The 18905-nt window shown below is 65.0% G+C and carries 26 protein-coding genes; 18 read left to right on the top strand and 8 right to left on the bottom strand.

Annotation, left to right across the window (positions count from 1 at the left end):
• Positions 1-7: 7 nt before the first annotated feature.
• From M2319_RS06215 to M2319_RS06195, 5 genes are read right to left on the bottom strand one after another with little or no spacing between them, the layout of a single operon-like run.
• Positions 8-1075 carry an FAD:protein FMN transferase gene (locus M2319_RS06215; RefSeq protein WP_264600583.1) on the bottom strand — a complete coding sequence of 356 codons (1068 nt, stop codon included), beginning with the start codon at positions 1073-1075 and terminating at the stop codon, positions 8-10.
• Positions 1076-1080: 5 nt separating this feature from the next.
• On the bottom strand, positions 1081-1536 hold the full coding sequence (locus M2319_RS06210; protein ID WP_264600582.1) for a SoxR reducing system RseC family protein: 456 nt from the start codon (positions 1534-1536) through the stop codon (positions 1081-1083).
• Positions 1533-1955 (bottom strand): bacteriohemerythrin, encoded by a 423-nt coding sequence (locus tag M2319_RS06205; protein ID WP_264600581.1) that lies wholly within the window; start codon positions 1953-1955, stop codon positions 1533-1535. The genes M2319_RS06210 and M2319_RS06205 overlap by 4 nt, the downstream gene beginning before the upstream one ends.
• Positions 1952-2233, bottom strand: coding sequence for a hypothetical protein (locus M2319_RS06200; protein ID WP_264600580.1), 282 nt, complete (start codon positions 2231-2233; stop codon positions 1952-1954). Before M2319_RS06200 ends, M2319_RS06205 begins: the two co-directional genes overlap by 4 nt.
• 17 nt (positions 2234-2250) lie before the next feature.
• Positions 2251-3102 (bottom strand): SIR2 family protein, encoded by an 852-nt coding sequence (locus M2319_RS06195; RefSeq protein WP_264600579.1) that lies wholly within the window; start codon positions 3100-3102, stop codon positions 2251-2253.
• A 430-nt stretch (positions 3103-3532) separates the two neighbouring features.
• On the opposite strand from M2319_RS06195, the gene nifH reads away from it, so the two are divergent.
• The 18 genes from nifH to M2319_RS06105 all read left to right on the top strand — a co-directional run bounded on the left by nifH (position 3533) and on the right by M2319_RS06105 (position 16205).
• Positions 3533-4417, top strand: coding sequence for a nitrogenase iron protein (gene nifH, locus M2319_RS06190; RefSeq protein WP_264600578.1), 885 nt, complete (start codon positions 3533-3535; stop codon positions 4415-4417).
• Between the two features lie 73 nt (positions 4418-4490).
• Positions 4491-5963: a nitrogenase molybdenum-iron protein alpha chain gene (gene nifD / locus M2319_RS06185; protein WP_264600577.1), complete on the top strand. Its 1473-nt coding sequence runs from the start codon at positions 4491-4493 to the stop codon at positions 5961-5963.
• Positions 5964-6025: 62 nt separating this feature from the next.
• Positions 6026-7597: a nitrogenase molybdenum-iron protein subunit beta gene (gene nifK, locus M2319_RS06180; protein ID WP_264600576.1), complete on the top strand. Its 1572-nt coding sequence runs from the start codon at positions 6026-6028 to the stop codon at positions 7595-7597.
• 99 nt (positions 7598-7696) lie between these two features.
• The gene (nifT, locus tag M2319_RS06175; protein WP_264600575.1) at positions 7697-7909 is read left to right on the top strand and encodes a putative nitrogen fixation protein NifT; all 213 of its coding nucleotides are present in this window, start codon (positions 7697-7699) and stop codon (positions 7907-7909) included.
• Positions 7910-7932: 23 nt separating this feature from the next.
• Complete coding sequence (locus tag M2319_RS06170; protein WP_111435552.1) at positions 7933-8127, top strand: 4Fe-4S binding protein; 195 nt, start codon at positions 7933-7935, stop codon at positions 8125-8127.
• 147 nt (positions 8128-8274) lie between these two features.
• Positions 8275-8979: a dinitrogenase iron-molybdenum cofactor biosynthesis protein gene (locus tag M2319_RS06165; RefSeq protein ID WP_264600574.1), complete on the top strand. Its 705-nt coding sequence runs from the start codon at positions 8275-8277 to the stop codon at positions 8977-8979.
• Positions 8976-9248: a DUF6129 family protein gene (locus M2319_RS06160; RefSeq protein ID WP_264600573.1), complete on the top strand. Its 273-nt coding sequence runs from the start codon at positions 8976-8978 to the stop codon at positions 9246-9248. Before M2319_RS06165 ends, M2319_RS06160 begins: the two co-directional genes overlap by 4 nt.
• Entirely contained in the window at positions 9236-10213 is a 978-nt protein-coding gene (locus tag M2319_RS06155) for a hypothetical protein (protein ID WP_264600572.1), read from the top strand. Before M2319_RS06160 ends, M2319_RS06155 begins: the two co-directional genes overlap by 13 nt.
• A 96-nt stretch (positions 10214-10309) precedes the next feature.
• Entirely contained in the window at positions 10310-10528 is a 219-nt protein-coding gene (locus M2319_RS06150; RefSeq protein WP_264600571.1) for a type II toxin-antitoxin system CcdA family antitoxin, read from the top strand.
• The gene (locus M2319_RS06145) at positions 10528-10839 is read left to right on the top strand and encodes a CcdB family protein (RefSeq protein WP_264600570.1); all 312 of its coding nucleotides are present in this window, start codon (positions 10528-10530) and stop codon (positions 10837-10839) included. Before M2319_RS06150 ends, M2319_RS06145 begins: the two co-directional genes overlap by 1 nt.
• Before the next feature lie 158 nt (positions 10840-10997).
• Positions 10998-12401 carry a nitrogenase iron-molybdenum cofactor biosynthesis protein NifE gene (nifE, locus tag M2319_RS06140; protein WP_264600569.1) on the top strand — a complete coding sequence of 468 codons (1404 nt, stop codon included), beginning with the start codon at positions 10998-11000 and terminating at the stop codon, positions 12399-12401.
• A 5-nt stretch (positions 12402-12406) separates the two neighbouring features.
• The gene (nifN, locus tag M2319_RS06135; protein WP_264600568.1) at positions 12407-13798 is read left to right on the top strand and encodes a nitrogenase iron-molybdenum cofactor biosynthesis protein NifN; all 1392 of its coding nucleotides are present in this window, start codon (positions 12407-12409) and stop codon (positions 13796-13798) included.
• Positions 13799-13800: 2 nt separating this feature from the next.
• Positions 13801-14289 carry a NifB/NifX family molybdenum-iron cluster-binding protein gene (locus M2319_RS06130; RefSeq protein WP_264600567.1) on the top strand — a complete coding sequence of 163 codons (489 nt, stop codon included), beginning with the start codon at positions 13801-13803 and terminating at the stop codon, positions 14287-14289.
• Positions 14290-14320: 31 nt separating this feature from the next.
• A complete protein-coding gene (locus M2319_RS06125; RefSeq protein WP_264600566.1) occupies positions 14321-14797 on the top strand; it encodes a NifX-associated nitrogen fixation protein in 477 nt (158 codons plus the stop codon).
• A 20-nt stretch (positions 14798-14817) separates the two neighbouring features.
• Positions 14818-15036: a CCE_0567 family metalloprotein gene (locus tag M2319_RS06120; RefSeq protein ID WP_264600565.1), complete on the top strand. Its 219-nt coding sequence runs from the start codon at positions 14818-14820 to the stop codon at positions 15034-15036.
• Between the two features lie 13 nt (positions 15037-15049).
• Positions 15050-15397 (top strand): ferredoxin III, nif-specific, encoded by a 348-nt coding sequence (gene fdxB, locus M2319_RS06115; protein WP_264600564.1) that lies wholly within the window; start codon positions 15050-15052, stop codon positions 15395-15397.
• Between the two features lie 47 nt (positions 15398-15444).
• Complete coding sequence (locus tag M2319_RS06110; protein WP_264600563.1) at positions 15445-15780, top strand: (2Fe-2S) ferredoxin domain-containing protein; 336 nt, start codon at positions 15445-15447, stop codon at positions 15778-15780.
• 2 nt (positions 15781-15782) lie between these two features.
• Positions 15783-16205 carry a hypothetical protein gene (locus M2319_RS06105; RefSeq protein WP_264600562.1) on the top strand — a complete coding sequence of 141 codons (423 nt, stop codon included), beginning with the start codon at positions 15783-15785 and terminating at the stop codon, positions 16203-16205.
• A gap of 67 nt (positions 16206-16272) precedes the next feature.
• Here the strand turns inward: M2319_RS06105 and M2319_RS06100 are convergent, their stop codons facing one another.
• The 3 genes from M2319_RS06100 to M2319_RS06090 are packed head-to-tail and all read right to left on the bottom strand — an operon-like array spanning position 16273 to position 18904.
• A complete protein-coding gene (locus tag M2319_RS06100; RefSeq protein ID WP_264600561.1) occupies positions 16273-16986 on the bottom strand; it encodes an ABC transporter ATP-binding protein in 714 nt (237 codons plus the stop codon).
• Positions 16983-17759: an ABC transporter ATP-binding protein gene (locus M2319_RS06095; protein ID WP_264600560.1), complete on the bottom strand. Its 777-nt coding sequence runs from the start codon at positions 17757-17759 to the stop codon at positions 16983-16985. The genes M2319_RS06100 and M2319_RS06095 overlap by 4 nt, the downstream gene beginning before the upstream one ends.
• On the bottom strand, positions 17756-18904 hold the full coding sequence (locus M2319_RS06090; RefSeq protein WP_264600559.1) for a branched-chain amino acid ABC transporter permease: 1149 nt from the start codon (positions 18902-18904) through the stop codon (positions 17756-17758). The genes M2319_RS06095 and M2319_RS06090 overlap by 4 nt, the downstream gene beginning before the upstream one ends.
• Between the last annotated feature and the right edge of the window lies 1 nt (position 18905).

Raw genomic sequence — 18905 nt, 5'->3', positions numbered from 1 at the left:
CGCCGTGTTAGTTCGCTCCCGCCTGTTGCACGTCCTCGATGACCATCTTCACATCCTCCTCCTCCAATTCCACGCGCTCCTTCATCTGCGGTGTCATGAGGATCGTGCCGTCCGCATCGACGAGGAGGACCAGCGTCAGGCCCATGCGCCGGGCCGTTTCCTGCCAGCCGTCGGGGCCGGCGATGGAGAGGGCGGTGGCGGCGGCGTCGGCCAGGGCGCCGTTGTCGGCGATGACGCTGGCGGAGACGATGTGGTCGACCGGGCGGCCGCTGCGCGGGTCGATGATGTGGGAATAGCGCACGCCGTCGTGCTCGCGGTAGCGGTAGTAGTTGCCGGAAGTGTAGAGCACCTCGTCCGGCTCCAGCTTGACCGCGCCGAGGACGCCCCAGCCGTTCGGGTCGCGGATCGCCACGTGCCAGCGGCGCTTGCCGTGACGGCCGATGACGTTGACGTCGCCGCCGGCGTTGAGGACGGCGTCGGGGATGCCCCGTTCCTTCAGCCTTTCCGCCGCCCAGTCGAGGGCGAGGCCCTTGGCGAAGCCGCCGAAATCGAGCTCCACGGCCGGGTTGGTCGAGGACACCTCGTTGCCGTCGATGACGAGGTCGGCCATGGAGGGGTGCCGGGCAACGAGAGTGGCGATGGCCTCATCGTCCGGCGGCGGGCCGACCGGGCGGTCGTCCTGGTGAAAGCCCCACAGGCCGATCAGTTTCCCGATTGCCGGATTGAAGAGGCCGCCGCTCTTTTCTTCCAATTCCCGGCCACGCAGGAGAGCGTCCTTGAGGAGCGGGCTCACCGTCATCGAGCGGCCCTCGGCGATGGCTTTGTCGAGCCTTGTCGTCTCGCCGGGGCGCCAGGCGTGCCAGTCGCGGTGCATCTCGGCAAAGCGCGCGGTGATCTCCGGCATGGCGGCGTCGGCGCGGGCCTTTTCCGCCGCCGGGACGGCGATCTCCACCAGCGTGCCGAAGACGTAGAGGGTGTAGCGGGCATCGTCGTGGCGCTCGTCGCAGGCAGCGATGCCGCTGACGATCAGGATGAGCAGAAAGGCTCTTGCGAAAAACCGTGCGGCCGAATGCACTTAACTCACGCCTTGCGCAGGAAAGCTCCACCCAGCGAGGTCAACACGAAAGGCGCGGTGGCGCCATGGCGGGCAAAGAGGAGCCCGGCGCCGAGGCCGAGGACCGCGGCGAGCCCCGCGCCGAGATCGCCGGCGCCGAGGCCGGCAACTGTGGCCGCGGCAACGATCATCGCCAGCACGGGCAGGATATAGGCGACGATGGCGGCGCGCAGCAGCGCCGTTTCCGGCAGCACCAGCACGACGCGGTCGCCGACCCTGGCATCGATGTCGTTGACCATCCTTAGCCGGCTTGCCTTCTTGCCGAGGACCGATCCGATGGCGGCGGTGCCGCAGCCGGATTTCGCCGCGCAGGAGGCGCAGCCGGCCGTCCGTTCGGTCTCGACGACGATGTGGGTGCCGTCGCGGGAGACGACCGTGGCGGCCGCTTCGATGGTGCGGGCAACGAGGGCGGTGTCGCTCATGAAACGTCTGCCTTTTCGGCGATGCCGATGCTGGCCTTCTTCAGATGGGCGGCGAGGGCGCTGTCCATGCTGGCGGCATGGAGGTCAAACCAGGACGGCAGCTCGGCGACCCAGGCCCGGCCCATGGCGATGCGGCCGCGGGCAACGCGTTCGCCAATCTGGGCGATCTGGCCGAGGACGCGGCGGTGCTCGCCGCGATGTTCGACAAGGGCCGGAAAGCCGCTTTCGGCCATCAGCCGGTCTTCTTCGGCGAAATGCGCCTCGGTGTGGGCCGAGAGTTCGGCAAAAAGCGCCTGGAAGGCGGCCGGATCGGTGGCCTCTCCCAGCCGGTTGACGAGGTCGGCGAAGGCAAGATGGGTCTCGTCCATGGCGTCGACGCCAAGGCGATGGCGATCCTCCTGCCAGACGAGCAAGGTCACCGGTCGGTCTCTTCCTGCCCGCCCGCGTCCTCGCGGTGCGCGGCCAGGCTGACAACGTTGCTGTCGGCGGCGCCGTGGGAGAACGGGCATTTGCCTGCCGTCTCGGCGGCGATTTCCTTCCTTGCCTCTTCGGCAAGGTTCGAGCCGAGCAGCCAGCGCGGACGGGCGGGGCCCGACTTCGGCCAGGCCGGCATCGGCGCGACGGTGTTGGCGGTCTTAACGTTCTGGGCGTTCTGGGTCGTCATGTCGGTCTCCTTGTCGGAAAGATCGGCAGTCATCTGAGTGCTCCGGACTGTCATCCGGCGGTTGCCCGCGCGGCATCCAGGAAGGTGTCGAGGGAGGCCTCGACGATCTCGATGTTCTTGGTGGCGCAGTAGCGCCGTTCCTTTTCCGTCGGCTTCTCGATCAGCACCCAGCCGGCGGGTTCGGCGGCATCGAAGATAATGTCCGACATCACCATGCGTTCCGTGTCGCGGGTAAAGCGCATGCCGAGGAACAGGTAGCGCTTGCCGCGCCGGCGCTGCTTCAGGAAGGCCGGCACGCCGAAGCCGCCCATCAGCTCGGTGATGTAGTCGACATAGTCGGCATCGGAGGCGATGTAGACCGGTTGCGGCGCGGGCGAGCCCATCGGCTTGAAAAGGACCGGCAGGTCCGGATCGGCCTCCTCCAGGGTGACGGCGCGATAGGCGGTGCCGTCGTGCTGGAAGAGGACGAAACGATAGTCGGTGCCGCCGATGCGGGCGACGCCCTTGATGAGGAGGTGCGGGGTCGCCGCGAAGCTCTCCTGGAGCTGGGTGTCGCGGTTGATGTCGATGACATAGGCGGGCTTCAGCGCGGCGAGCCAGTCATGGGCCGGGGCGCGGCTCCAGGAGCGCTCGCCGTAAAGCCGCGTCAGGAACTGCTCGATATAGCGCCGGCCGCGCTTCAACTCGATGTTCATGGCCGCGCGCGGGAACTCGTACATGAGCTTGGGCGCCATCGGCCTGCCGCCGTTCATGGCCAGGATCAGGCTGTCGCTGTCGGCGGGCATCGGCTCGCCGGTGCCTTCTTCGACGACGCCCTTGAGGACGCCGGGGCCGAGATAGGGCACGACCTCGCCGCGGGTGATGCCGTCGATGATCGCTTCGAAATCGGTTCCCGTGCTCACGCTTTGCCGCCTTCCTGATGTCGCTCGATTGTGTCGGCTTAAGAGAAGCAAGAACCGAACCACATTGGCAGGCGATCTAATTCATTGACCTGAATGGGAAATCCGGCTGCTCGGGCTTGTCGGCTTTGCGACAGGCCAACCTGGGGGTGTCGGTTTTGTCGCACCTTGCCGGGCGTGTCGGGAGCGCCGCGATCGTGTCGGGGCGGCTCTGTCGGTTCTCCGACAATCGCGCTGCCCGAATGCCGGTTTTTGTTTGTGTTGCAACCAATGACGTGCGCGGCCGCGAATATGAATTCACAAGTAAAAACAGTAATTTATTGGGGAAAAATGCAATTGGCACAGCCCTTGCGATACCGGGGTGGCTTTAACGTTTCGCACACACTTCGGTTCGGCGGAACACGGGACACAGACTGCTTTAAGGAGAAGCACAATGGCACTTCGTCAATGCGCGATTTACGGCAAGGGCGGCATCGGCAAGTCGACCACCACGCAGAACCTGGTGGCCGGCCTCGCCGAGCTGGGGAAGAAGGTGATGATCGTCGGCTGCGATCCGAAAGCCGATTCCACCCGCCTCATCCTGCACGCCAAGGCACAGAACTCGATCATGCAGATGGCCGCCGACGCCGGTTCGGTGGAAGATCTGGAACTGGAGGACGTCCTCAAGGTCGGCTACCAGGACATCAAGTGCGTGGAATCCGGCGGTCCGGAGCCGGGCGTCGGCTGCGCCGGCCGCGGCGTCATCACCGCCATCAACTTCCTTGAGGAAGAGGGCGCCTACGAGGACGACCTCGACTTCGTGTTCTACGACGTCCTCGGCGACGTTGTCTGCGGCGGCTTCGCCATGCCGATCCGCGAGAACAAGGCCCAGGAGATCTACATCGTCGTCTCCGGCGAGATGATGGCCATGTACGCGGCCAACAACATCGCCAAGGGCATCGTGAAATACGCCAATTCCGGCGGCGTCCGCCTCGCCGGCCTGATCTGCAACTCGCGCAACACCGACCGCGAGGACGAGCTGATCATGGCGCTGGCCGAAAAGCTCGGCTCCCACATGATCCATTTCGTGCCGCGCGACAACGTCGTCCAGCACGCCGAGATCCGCCGCATGACCGTCATCGAGTACGACCCGAAGGCGAAGCAGGCGGACGAGTACCGCACCCTGGCGCAGAAGATCATCGACAACGAGAAGTTCGTGATCCCGGTGCCGGCCTCCATGGACGAGCTGGAAGACCTGCTGATGGAGTTCGGCATCATGGAAGTCGAGGACGAGAGCATCGTCGGCCAGAAGGCCGAAGAAGCCGGCGCCGCCGCGTAACGCCACAAACGGACGGGAGGGGAAGGCGTTGCCGCGCCTTCGCCCCGGTCTCCGGTGAATTGGAGAAACACCAATGTCGACAATGACCAAGCAAGAGACCGAAGACCTCATCCAGGAGGTTCTCGAGGTCTATCCCGAAAAGGCCGCCAAGGACCGCGCCAAGCACCTGACGGCGAACGACCAGTCGGTCGAAAAATCGTCCAAGTGCATCACCTCGAACCGCAAGTCGCTGCCGGGCGTGATGACGATCCGCGGCTGCGCCTATGCCGGCTCGCGCGGCGTGGTGTGGGGTCCGGTCAAGGACATGATCCACATTTCGCACGGCCCGGTCGGCTGCGGCCAGTACTCGCGTGCCGGTCGCCGCAACTACTATGTCGGCACCACCGGCGTGAACACCTTCACGACGATGAACTTCACCTCCGACTTCCAGGAGAAGGACATCGTCTTCGGCGGCGACAAGAAGCTGGCCAAGATCATCGACGAGATCGAGATGCTGTTCCCGCTGAACAAGGGCATCACGGTGCAGTCGGAATGCCCGATCGGCCTGATCGGCGACGACATCGAGGCGGTCTCCAAGACCAAGGCGCAGGAACACGGCAAGACCATGGTGCCGGTCCGCTGCGAGGGCTTCCGGGGCGTGTCCCAATCGCTCGGCCACCACATCGCCAACGACTCGATCCGCGACTGGGTGTTCCCGAAGTCGGAAGGCAAGGCGTTCGAGGCGACCGACTACGACGTCACCATCATCGGCGACTACAACATCGGCGGCGACGCCTGGTCCTCGCGCATCCTGCTTGAGGAGATGGGGCTTCGCGTGATCGCCCAGTGGTCCGGCGACGGCACGCTGGCGGAGATGGAAAACACCCCGAAGGCCAAGCTCAACCTTCTGCACTGCTACCGCTCGATGAACTACATCTCGCGGTACATGGAAGAAAAGCACGGCATTCCGTGGATGGAATACAACTTCTTCGGCCCGACCAAGATCGAGGAAGCGCTGCGCAAGATCGCCGAGCGTTTCGACGACAAGATCAAGGAAGGCGCCGAGCGGGTCATCGAGAAGTATCGCCCGCAGTGGCAGGCGGTGGTCGACAAGTACCGCCCGCGCCTGGAAGGCAAACGGGTCATGCTCTATGTCGGCGGCCTTCGTCCGCGCCACATCATCGGCGCCTACGAGGATCTCGGCATGGAAGTCGTCGGCACGGGCTACGAGTTCGCGCACAACGACGACTACGACCGCACCATCCAGGAGATGGGCAACGCGACGCTGATCTACGACGACGTCACCGGCTACGAATTCGAGGAATTCGTCAAGCGCGTGAAGCCCGACCTGATAGGCTCCGGCATCAAGGAAAAGTACATCTTCCAGAAGATGGGCATTCCGTTCCGCCAGATGCACTCCTGGGATTATTCGGGTCCCTATCACGGCTATGACGGCTTCGCCATCTTCGCCCGCGACATGGACATGACCCTCAACAATCCGTGCTGGGACGCGATCACGCCGCCGTGGAAGCGCGGCAGCTCCGACATCGCGGAAGCGGCCGAGTAGCCCGACCAGTTTCACTCCAACTCTTCGCTTGTTCACAGATTGGTGGCGCGAAGGAGGACCAGATGAGCCAGACAGTCGATAACATCAAGCCCAGTTACCCGCTGTTCCGGGAAGAGGACTACAAGAAGTCGCTCGGCGACAAGCAGGCGCTGTTCGAGGAAAAGGTCGACCAGGGAAAGATCGAGGAGATCTTCCAGTGGACGACCACCGAGGAATACAAGGACCTCAACTTCTCCCGCGAGGCCCTGACCATCAACCCGGCGAAGGCCTGCCAGCCGCTCGGCGCGGTGCTGTGCTCGCTCGGCTTCGAGAAGACCCTGCCGTATGTGCATGGCAGCCAGGGGTGCGTCGCCTATTTCCGCACCTACTTCAACCGCCACTTCAAGGAGCCGATCGCCTGCGTGTCGGACTCCATGATCGAGGACGCGGCGGTGTTCGGCGGCCAGAAGAACATGTTCGACGGCCTGAAGAACGCCAAGGCTCTCTACAAGCCGGAAATGATCATGGTCTCGACCACCTGCATGGCCGAGGTCATCGGTGACGACCTCAACGCCTTCATCGGCAACGCCAAGAAGGAAGGTCACATCGAGGAAGACTTCCCGACCCCGTTCGCGCACACGCCGAGCTTCGTCGGCTCGCACACGACCGGCTGGGACAACATGTTCGAGGGGACGATCCGCTACTTCACCCTCAACAACATGGAGGACAAGGAAGTCGGCTCGAACGGCAAGATCAACATCGTGCCGGGCTTTGAGACCTATCTCGGCAACTACCGGGTCATGCACCGCTACATGCAGGAGATGGGTGTTTCCTACTCGTTCCTGTGCGATCCCACCGAGGTGCTCGACACGCCGGCCGACGGCGAATACCGGATGTATGCCGGCGGCACCAAGCGGGAAGAGGTCGAGGACGCGCCGAACGCCATCGACACCCTGCTCCTGCAGCCCTGGCAGCTCGTCAAGACCCGCAAATACACCAAGGCGACCTGGACCCACGAGACCCCGGCCATCGACATCCCGATGGGTCTTGCCGGCACCGACGCCTTCCTGATGAAGGTCTCGGAGCTGACCGGCAAGCCGATCCCGGCCTCCATCGAGACCGAGCGCGGCCGCCTCGTCGACATGATGACCGACAGCCACGCCTGGCTGCACGGCAAGAAATACGCCCTTTGGGGCGACGCCGACTTCGTCATGGGTCTTTCCAAGTTCCTGCTGGAGCTCGGCGCCGAGCCGCGTCACATCGTCTGCCACCACGCCAACAAGCGCTGGAAGAAGGCGATGGACAAGATCCTCGACGACAGCCCCTACGGCAAGGATTGCGAAGTCCATGTCGGCAAGGACCTGTGGCACATGCGCTCGCTGGTCTTCACCGACAGGCCGGACTTCATGATCGGCAACTCCTACGGCAAGTTCATCGAGCGCGACACCCGCTACAAGGGCGAGGAGTTCCAGGTGCCGCTGATCCGGATCGGCTTCCCGATCTTCGATCGGCATCACCTGCACCGCTCCACCACCCTCGGCTACGAGGGCGCCATGACCATCCTGACGACCCTCGTCAACGGTGTCCTGGAGCAGCTCGACAAGGAAACCATGGGCATGGGGACGACGGACTACAACTACGACCTGGTCCGCTAAACCCGTCGCCGCGTTTCAGGCTTTCTCCGCCTGCCGTCCCGGTTCCCGCCGGGGCGGCAGATCCGGGGGGAGCCCGAGGCGTTTTTAAAGGAGGCGTTCATGCCCAACGTAATGCTGAGACGAAGCGACGACGGACAGCTCCTGTTCTACGTCGCCAAGAAAGACCTGGAGGAAACGGTGGTCTCGGTCGAGACCGATACCGACGACGCCTGGGGCGGCACCATCGAGCTGTCGGACGGGTCGAAATATTTCATCGAACCGATCAGCCCGCGGCCCGACTTTCCAACCACCTTGCGCTTCAACCGCGCCTGACCCCAGTTGAGGGAGTTCCGATCATGGCCATGATGATTGTTGCCGACGTTTGCACCGCCTGCGGCGACTGCGAACCCGATTGCCCGACCAGCGCGATTTTCCCGCGCAAGGGCGTCTATGCCATCGACGCCGAGAAATGCACCGAATGCGAGGGCGAGCACGACAATCCGCGCTGCCTGGAGCTGTGCATGGAGGACGATTGCATCGTCCCGGCGTAACACCGCTCGACGGAGGGAACCGGGGGGACGACGGCACGGCAGGCGGACGTTTCGTTCCGGCTCGCCGTGCCGCGACCACCGGTCCGGTTCCTTCGGTCTTGTTTCCATACGATCCTGACCCCTCTTCGTGCCAAGGAGACGCGGCCGATGTCCGACGCCCCGCTATCCCGCGAACTCGCCCTGCGCATCGGCCTTGCCGCGCGCAGCCTTCCCGATATCGATGCGGGGACGCTGATCGGCATCGTCGTCGATGCCGTCGGGCTGCCGCTGACGGCCGAAAAGCTCAACAATCTCGGCATGAAGACGTTCCGCCAGGCCGGCGGCGAGGCGCTCCTTGCCATCCCCGCCGACGACCTCAAGGCGGCGCTGTCTCTGCTACGCGGCAAGGGGCTTCCTGACGACGAGGCCGAGCCGCCGGTCGCCGCCTTCGAGGACGGCGATATGCCGGGTTCGCTGCGCGTCGCCTGCGCCTCCAACCGGGGCGAGGATCTCGATGGCCATTTCGGCTCCTGCGCGCGGTTCCTGGTCTACCAGGTCTCGCCGGAGGAGGTTCGTCTCATCGACATCCGCGCGACCGACGGCGGAACTGACGCCGACGACAAGAACGCCTGGCGCACCGACCTGATTTCCGACTGCCAGGTGCTGCATGTGGTCTCCATCGGCGGGCCGGCCGCGGCCAAGGTGGTGCGCGCCAACATCCATCCGGTGAAGCACGCGGCCGGCGCCAAGGCGCGCGACGTGCTTGCCGATCTGCAGAAGGTGCTCGCCGGCACGCCGCCGCCCTGGCTGGCGCGGGCGATGGGCCGGGAAGCGACGACCCTCGATCCGTTCCGCGAGGCGGCCGAGCAATGATCGCCGACAGCGATATCGACGCCATCGCCGCAGTCGTCGCAGAAGAAGGACCGGGGGACGCCACCGTCGCCGCCTTGCGCCAGCGCTGGCCGGACCACCACTTCACCTTCTGCTCCGACGACGACGTCAGTGTCGGTCGGCCGGTGCGCGAGGCCGACGGCTTCAACCTCTATCTCGTCACCGGCAGCGGCGGCTGCATCTCCTTCACCAGCAGCCCGGAAAGCGCGACCGGGCTCGTGATCGCGGAAATCGAGGAATGGGACAGCTAGGCCAGACCTTCGGGCCGACCGATCTGGAACCGTCGGAAGTCTATCTCGACGAGCTTTGCGGCACGACGCCGCCGGATCCTGACCACGCCGGGCTGATCGCCGGTGTCGCCCGGCTGCTGCCCGACCTCAACTTCCACCTGGCGCTGACGCGCACCGGCTGGCACCGCATCGGCGGCGTCGTCAACGAAGACGGCGACCGCATCGCCGGCAACCTCCGGCAATGGGCCGAGACGGAATCCGACCATGACATGTTCGCGCTCTATGAGCGCTACGCCGATGCCGGGTACCTCACCACCCGCTATGACGGGCGGACCCATTATTTCGTCGCGCCGATGGGCGACCGGGCGCCGAATTTCGTCCAGCTCGAAGTGGAGGAGATCGTCGAGGTGGTCGACCGGCCGCTGTTCGTCGACGACGAGGTGCCGGACGACATCGAGGATCTGCTCGACCCGCCCGGCGCCTTCGGCGCACGGCTGGAGCCGATGGTGCTGGCCCCGCCGCGCTATATCTTCCGGGTGATCACCGACGTAGCCGACCTCGTCGCCGAGCACGTCACCTCCGGCGGCTCGGACCTTCGCTACATCCGCTTCCTGGAGGAGTGGGACCGCTCCAGCGCCGGCGAGGCGACCCGGTTCTGCGACCATTTCGTGCTGCGCCTGTTGCCGTTCCAGGATCGCTTCGGCGAGCAGAAGGTCGAGGCGACGCCCCTGCCGATCGATGCGCTGACGGTCCCCAAGGAGGGCATCGGCACCCTCAGCGGCCGGCCGCTCGCCGACTACCTCACGGACTACGACAAGGCGGCCGGGTTCCCGATGGCCTGGTATTTCGCGATGGTACTCCTGAAGAAGACCCTGACGGCCATTCCGCCGGCCGTCTTCACCGACGTGAAGCACAATTACCGCTACCTGCCGGAACGCGACATCGCGGTCCTCGAAGGCTGGATGCACAAGCCGTACAGCTTTTGAGCGATTGCGGAAGTGAGGTAAATCAAGCGATCCAAGAATTGACGCGCAAGCGATATGCGCATATCATATGCGCATAGCTTGCCTTGGATAGTCTTAATGAAACGCGCCGCCAATCTCAGCATTGATGCCGCCCTCCTCGACGAGGCAAAGGGGCTCGGCATCACGCTTTCGCAGGTTCTGGAAAGCGCTTTGCGGGATGAAGTCCGCAAGGTGCGGGTTGAACGCTGGCAGGCCGAAAACCGCGCGGCCTTCGATAGCTACGCCGAGGCCATCGAGCGCGACGGCGTCTTTAGCGACGGCATTAGGGGCTTCTAATGCGGCAGTTCGACGTCTGCCGGAATCCCAATCCGGCGATGCGTGCCCGCGTCCCCTATCTCCTCATCCTGCAATCGGACCTGCTCGACCCGCTGGCAACGGTTGTCGTCGCGCCACTCGTCCCGGAGAGTGCGTTCCGGCCGGTGACGCGCCTTCATCCGGTCTTCGAAATCGAGGGTGAGCGGTTTGTCCTGTCGACGGGCGAACTGGCCGGCGTGCCGCGCCGGATGGTTGGCGAGCGAGTCTCCTCGCTGGCCGGCGAGCGCGACGCGATCATTGCCGCCCTTGACCTCCTCTTCACTGGCATCTGATCTCAAAACGCTCGCGTTTATCGGACAACGCCCGGACCTTTGTCGGGTTTGCGACACCGCTTCCATGCAAAAGGTCGAATAAAATCAAGCCGCGACCAACTGGCATGTCGCTTGCTGTTGTTCCCTTGAGCGTCCCATGACAGCGGGGTTTGTGGCGGATGAAACAAAAAGACATTGCGGAACTTCTCAACGAGCCCGCCTGCGAGCACAACACCAAATCGAAGTCCGGCTGCACGCGCCCGTCACCGGGAGCTGCGTCCGGCGGCTGCTGCTTCGACGGCGCCCAGATCGCGCTTTTGCCCGTTGCCGACGTCGCCCATATCGTCCACGGCTCGATCGCCTGTGCCGGCAATGCCTGGGACAATCGCGGCTCCAAATCCTCCGGCGCCAAGATCTACAAGCTCGGCCTGACGACGGATCTTTCCGAACAGGACGTCATCATGGGGCGCGGCGAGAAGCGCCTGTTCCATTCCATCAAGCAGGCCATCGACAGCCAGGCCCCGGCCGCCGTCTTCGTCTACAACACCTGCATTCCGGCGCTGATCGGCGACGACATCGAAGCGGTCTGCAAGGCGGCGACGGAAAAGTGGGGAACGCCCGTCGTTCCCGTCGATGCCGCCGGCTTCTACGGCACCAAGAACCTCGGCAACCGCATCGCCGGCGAGGCGATGGTGAAATACGTCATCGGCACCCGCGAGCCGGACCCGGTGCCGGCGCACCTGGAGCGGCCGGGCATCACCGTCCACGACATCTCGCTGATCGGCGAATACAACATCGCCGGAGAGCTCTGGCACGTCACGCCGCTGTTCGACGAGCTCGGCATCCGGGTGCTCGGGTCGCTCTCCGGCGACACGCGGTTCCGCGAGGTGCAGACCATGCACCGGTCCGAGGTCAACATGATGGTCTGCGCCAAGGCGCTCATCAACGTCGCCCGCAAGCTCCGCGAGCAGTACGGAACGCCCTGGTTCGAGGGCTCGTTCTACGGCGTGCGCGACATGAGCCAGGCGCTGCGCGACATCGCCGCCCTGATCGGCGACGAGGACCTCATTCGCCGCACCGAGGCGCTGATCGCCCGCGAGGAAGCGCGCGTCTTCGAGGCCCTGAAACCCTGGCGCGACCGGCTCGCCGGCAAGCGGGCGCTGCTCTACACCGGCGGCGTCAAGGCGTGGTCTATCGTCTCGGCCCTTCAGGACCTCGGCATGGAGGTGGTCGCCACTTCGACGCGCAAGTCGACCGAGGACGACAAGGCCAAGATCCGCGAGCTGATGGGCGAGAACACCCGCATGCTCGACGAGAGCCAGGGCGCACGCGCGCTCATCGACATGGTCCACGAGACCGATACCGACGTGCTCATTGCCGGCGGCCGCAACATGTATACCGCACTCAAGGCAAGACTGCCCTTCCTGCACATCAACCAGGAGCGGGAACACCCCTATGCGGGCTATGAGGGCATGATCACCTTCGCCCGCCAGCTCGCCCAGACCATCGAGAGCCCGATCTGGGAGGCGGTGCGCCGGCCGGCGCCCTGGGATGCGGCGGTGGCCGCGGCGGCAGCGGAGTAGGGGACATGGCCGAGATCATCAAACGCAACAAGGCGCTCGCCGTCAGCCCGCTGAAGGCAAGCCAGACCATGGGCGCCGCGCTCGCCTTCCTCGGCATCAAGGACACGATCGCGATGCTGCACGGGGCGCAAGGTTGCACCGCCTATGGCAAGATCTTTCTGATCGGCCATTTCCGCGAGCCGGTTCCCCTTCAGACGACGGCGATGGACCAAGTCTCCACCGTCATGGGCGCCGATACGAACGTCGTCGAGGGCCTTGCCACGATCTGCGCCAAGAACGCTCCCGCGCTGATCGGCCTGCCGACGACCGGGCTTGCCGAGACGGAAGGGTCCGATACCGCCGGCTCTGTCAACGTCTTTCGCAAGGAGCACCCCGAGCATGACGGCACGGCCATCGTCGCGGTGGAAACGCCGGACTATGCCGGCTCGCTGGAAGCCGGGTTCGCCAAGGCCGTTACCGCGATGATCGACAAGCTGGTGCCGGAGGCGGAGGAGAAGGGCGGCGACCCGGCGTCGGACCGCGTCACCGTGCTCGTCAACGGCGCGCTGTCGCCGGGCGACATCGAGGAGGTCAAGGAGATCGTCGAGGCGTTCGGGCTGGAACCGGTCGTCCTTCCTGACCTTTCCGGCAGCCTCGACGGCCATCTCGCCGATGCCGACTTTTCGCCGCTGACCACCGGCGGCACGGACATCGCCGAATTCGCCCGCCTTCACGAGGCGCGGGCGACGCTGGTCATCGGCGAGAGCCTGTCCCATGCAGCCGACCTCCTGGCGGCACGCACGGGCGTTCCCGAGCATCGCTTCGCCCATCTCATGGGCCTCGATGCGGTGGATGCCTTCATCGACACGCTCCGCAGGATTTCCGGGCGCGATGTGCCGGCGCGGCTTTCCCGCCAGCGGGCGCAGCTCCAGGACGCCATGCTCGATGCCCATTTCCACCTCGGCATGGTGAAGATGGCGGTTGCCGCCGATCCGGACCTTCTGAAGGCCTATGGCGCTCTCGTTCATGGCATGGGCGCGGAGCTTTCCGTCGCGGTGGCGCCGTCGAACGCGCCGGTGCTGAAATCCGTGCCGTGCGAGGCCGTGAAGATCGGCGACCTGGAAGACCTTGAAAAGCTGTCGCGCGCGGCCGGCGTCGAACTCGTTATCGGCAACGCGCACTGCGCGGCGACGGCCGAACGGCTCGAGGTGCCGCTGCACCGCGCCGGCTTCCCGCAATTCGACCGCATGGGCGCGCCGGCCAAGGTTTCCGTCGGCTATCGCGGCAGCCGGCAGGTGCTGTTCGACCTCGGCAATCTGATGATCGAGGCGGAGCCGGCGACCCTTGCCCCCTATCGCTCGATCTATGCCCAGGACGGCGCCGACGATGCGGCCAGCTCAGCGGCAGAAGGGATGTGACCATGGCAGGCGCGCGGCTCGCCCGCAGACTGACGCTGGTGGAAGGACCCGACGGGGACGGCTTCATGGAAAAGGCCCTGAAGGTGGCGTTCGCCACCACCGACCAGATTCACGTGGACCAGCATTTCGGCTCGGCGGTCCGGTTCGCGGTCTACCACGTGACCATGGACGAGGCGCGGTTTGCCGAGGCCATCGCCTTTGAGGCGGCCAGCCAGGACGGCAACGAGGACAAGCTGGCCGCGCGCATCGCCGCGCTCGCCGGCTGTGCGGCGGTCTACTGCCAGGCGGTCGGCGCCTCGGCGATCGGGCAACTGAAGACCGTCGGGGTGCAGCCGCTGAAGGTGGCGCCCGGCACGCCGATCAAGGCGCAGCTCTCCCAGTTGCAGCAGGAGCTGCGCGAGGGCCCGGCGCTGTGGATCGTGCGGGCGCTTTCCGAGGAGCGCGACCCGAACCGGTTCGACGACATGGAGGCGGAAGGCTGGAGCGAATAGCGCCTGGCGCCGCGACAACGGGGAGATATCGATGAACGATTTCATGGAGATGGTGGTAACGGCCGACGATCCGTCGCTGACGACGCCGTTCGCGACCGAGATGCTGCGCCAGATGCGCGCCGTCGACAGCTACGGCACCTGGGACAATGCCGGCGACCACGAGATCCTCGATCCCTTCGTGATGACCAAGGAGCGCAAGCGCGAGGTGCCGGTGATCGGCGATCCGGACGAGCTGGTGCTGGCCCGGGTGAAGGCCTGGTACAACGCGCTTTCGGCCTCCATCGAGGCGGAAACGGGTCTGATGGCCGTGCCCATGGTCAACCTGACCCACGAAGGGTTCGGGCGCGCGATCATCGCCGTCGGCCGGCTGATCGTCGCCGACAAGAACCTGCGCGACGTGCACCGCTTCGGCTTCAAGTCGCTCGACGCCATGTGCGAGGAGGCGACGAAGATCGTCGCCAGGGCGGTCGCCCTCATCGAAGAGCACCGCGACGTCGCCAAGCTTTAGTTCCGACAGGGGAGATCACGATGGACGAAGAGGCGCTGAAGGCGCTCAGCAAGGCTGTGAAGAAGGCCAAGCGGATCGCCGGCGAGAAGGCCATGGAGCTGCACGACCTGGTCGAGGACCGGCTGCCGGCGGCCTATGAGGACCTGCCGCGGGTCGCCGAGGAGACCTATGCGGCGTGCAAGGAATGGGCGGAGGCCGACGCGGCGCTGAAGGCCGCCGAAGGCGCGTCCGCAAGCTGAGGAAATTGATGCAATGACCGCAATTACCGGCCTGACGCTCGGCGGCATCGAATGGGTGCCGCAGTTCGTCCTGGAACTCGACCCGAAGAAATGCATCGGCTGCGGCCGCTGCTTCCGGGTCTGCGCCCGCGACGTCTTCGAACTCGTCGAGCGCGAGAGCCTCGGCCTTGCCGACGACGACGAGGACGAGGATGACGATCCGTTCGGCGACGACGATGACGACGATGACGGCTTTTCCGACGACACCTCCATGGTGATGTCGCTGAAGAACCGGCTCGACTGCATCGGCTGCGAGGCCTGCTCGCGGATCTGCCCGAAGAACTGCTTCACCCACGGATCGGCGGCCGCCCAAGCCGCCTGATTTTTTCACCGACCGGGCAAAGCCTCAGCCCTCAAGGATCTCCCGTCATGCTGCCGAAACCGGAAAAGCACGTCTTCGTCTGCGCTCAGTCGCGCGAGCCCGGCCATCCGTTCGGAAGCTGCGCGGAGAACAAGGCGGAGGACACCTTCCTGCTGTTCCTTGCCGAGGTGAAGGCGCGGGCGCTGGAAGGCCGGGTGCAGGTGACCAACAGCGGCTGCCTCGGCGGCCCCTGCGCTGAGGGCCCGACCGTCGTCGTCTATCCGGACGGCGTGAAATACCGCAACGTCCGGGAGCCGGAGGATATCGCCGCGATCTTCGACGAGCACCTGATTGCCGGCACCCCCGTCGTCCGGCTGCAGGTCGCGACCGAGGGCTGGGGCTGACCATGGCCGATCCGTTCCAGGCCAACCGGGTGATCCTCATCCACAAGCAGCCGACCAGCGCGCGGATCCGCTTTTTCCTCCACGACAGCGGCAGCATCTGCGGGTTCGCGCCGCTGCCGGAAGGGGCGGCGATGGCGATGCATGGCGGCGGCGTGGTGGCGTTTCCCGGAACGATCGTGACGGCCGCCGCCGAGCAGCTCGGCCTCGATGCCTCGGACCTTGCGGCCGAGCCCGGCTTTGCCGCTACCGTCGATGCCGACGGTCGCCAGATCCACATCCACCTTGCCCGCTTCACGTCCATCGATCCGCCCTTCGAGATGACCGAGGAGTGGGGCGGCAAGTTCATCGAGCTCACCGAGGCGCGCAGCCTGCCGCCAGTCGAATTACAGCTCCTGCGCGACGCCTACGAGGCGCTGATCGGCTGACGGATCCGTCCGGTGCGTGTTTCGGCGGATTTCCTGCACGTGGTTCAATGCGCCGAAACGGACTTTTCTATTCCGCACCGAAATAGGCCCGCCGGACTTCCTCGTTCTTGTGCAAGTCGTCGGACTTGCCGGAGACGATCACCTTGCCCTGGGACATCACATAGCCGTAGTCGGCGATTTCCAGGGTCTGGTGAACGTTCTGCTCGACCAGCAACACCGACTTGCCCGTCCGATTGATCCGCTTCACGACGTCGAAGGAATCCTGCACCAGGGCAGGGGACAGGCCGAGCGAGGGCTCGTCGACCAGCAGCAGTTTCGGCGCCCCGATCAGAGCACGCCCGATGGAGACCATGGCCTGCTCGCCGCCGGACATCGTGCCGGCCAGTTGCGCCCGGCGCTCGGCGAGCCTTGGAAAGATTTCGTAGACCTCTTTCAATCCACGGCTCACGTCGGCGGTGTCCTTCAACAGGAACGCGCCCGCGCGCAGGTTTTCCTCCACCGTCATCTTGGGAAAGACGCGGCGGCCTTCCGGGACGCAGCCGATGCCGCGGCGCACGCGCTTGTGCGGCGGCCATCCGGCGAGCGCCTGACCTTCGAACACGATCGAGCCGGACACGTTGGGCATCAGTCCGAGGATGGAGCGGATCAAGGTCGTCTTGCCGCAGCCATTGGCGCCGAGGATGCAGGTGATCTTGCCCTCTTCCGCCGTGATCGACACGTCGTTCAGGACCGACGCCGCGCCATAGGCGGCCGAAAGGTTTTGAATCTCGAGCTGGCTCACGACCGTTTCCCCAAATACGCTTCCTGAACCCAGGGATCGGCAATCACCTGTTCGAACGGCCCTTCGGAAATCTTTCGTCCGAAGCTCAGGACCACGCAGGTCTCGGCGACGCGCTGCATCACATCCATCTCGTGTTCGATGATCACGATGGTCATGCGCGGATAGAGATCGCGGATGCGCAGGATGTCGTCCATGAATTCGCGGGTTTCATCGAGGGTCATGCCGGCGGCCGGCTCGTCCAGAAGCAGGAGCTTGGGCTCGGCGACGAGCGCACGGCAGACCTCGATCCGGCGCCGGTCGATCATGTTGAATTTCGAGACGGGCTCGAACAGGTTCTCGGCCAGACTGCCGGAGAAATTCGCCAGCGCCTCCCGCGAGACCTCGACGCTCTCTTTCAGCGACTTGCGATAGCGCGACCTCCGGAAGACGTTCGAAAAGAAGCCGGCATCGACCTTGTGGTGCCGCCCGACCATGACGTTGTCGACCACCGACATGTCGAGGCAGAGCCGGCAGCGCTGGAAGGTCCGGCTGACGCCGTGCCTGAAGACGTCGGCGGTCGGCAGGTCGGTGATGTCCTCGCCATCCAGCACGATCGTGCCCGATGTCGGCTGGTAGAGCCCGGTGATCGCGTTGAAGAAGGTGGTCTTTCCAGAGCCGTTCGGTCCGATGACGCCGACGATCGCGCCGGCATCGAAGGAGACGGATAGGCGGTCGAGCGCCTTCAGGCCGCCGAACTGGACCAACAGATCCTCGGTCTTGAGCAATGTCGTCATTGGCCGCGCTCCAGGTCGTGGGAGTAGCTTCGCATGGTCCGGGGGAACAGGCCGGACGGGCTGAAGCGCAGGATCAGCACGATGATGAGCGAAAAGATGAGAATGCGGTACTCGCCGAATTCCTGGAACTTTTCCGGGGCGACCATGATGATGATCGTCGCCGGAATGATGCCCCAGAGGTTTCCAAGGCCCCCCAGGATGACGATGGCGATCAACTGCAGGGATTCGCCGAAACCGAAATTGTTCGGGGCGATGAAGTTCTGCATCATGGCATAGAGCGCGCCGGCCACTCCGATGATGCCGTTGCCCAGGAAGAACGCCATGATGCGCTTTCGCGAGGTATCGATCCCGAATGCCGATGCGGCCGTTTCGTCCTCGCGCACCATGTCGAGGCTGAGGCCGATCCAGCTCCGGTTGATGCGATTGAGGAAGATCATCGCCACGATCAGCAGGGCGAGGGCGAGGAGGGCGTAGTTCAGGAAGAACGATGCCTGGAAGGAGCCGATCGCCAGGCTGTTGTTGAAGCTCCAGCCTGCCAGTTCCATCGCCTCGACCTTCAGTCCCTGCGGGCCGCCGAGAGCTTCGTTGACCTCGAGGAAATCCTGGAACAGCAGCCCGAACGCGATGGTGATGAGCGCGGCGTAGTGCCCGGCCGTCCGCAGGATGGGCAGGATCAGCAAGGCGCCGGCGACCGCTGCGATCACACCGCCGCAGGCCAGCACGATGAGGGACGGCACCGGCAGATCGCTCATCACGGCGGCCGTATATCCGCCCACCCCGAAGAAGGCGGCGCCGGCGAAGTTGATCACGCCGCCATAGCCGAACTGCAGGGTCAGTCCCATCGCCGCCAGGGCATAGATCAACACCGTTGCCAGCATCAGCAGCGAGAAATGATCCTCGAACATCGACAGGGCGACGGCGACGCCGCCCGCGGCCAAGAGGGCGAAATTGCCTTCGCCCCAGCCGCCGAGCGAGGCGGTCGCGGCGCGCAGTCGCGGCACGTGGGTCAGCGCAATGGCGGCTGCCACCAGCACGACGAGACCGCCGATCAACGTGACCTGGTTTTCCGTTTCGACGATCGTGCGCACGACCGGCACGCCGATGACGACGAGAATGCTTGCGAGAATGATGTTGGTGTTCTTCATG

It is taken from the genome of Rhodobium gokarnense (genome assembly GCF_025961475.1).
Classification (GTDB): domain Bacteria; phylum Pseudomonadota; class Alphaproteobacteria; order Rhizobiales; family Rhodobiaceae; genus Rhodobium; species Rhodobium gokarnense.
This window is presented reverse-complemented; position numbering and strand designations above follow the sequence as displayed.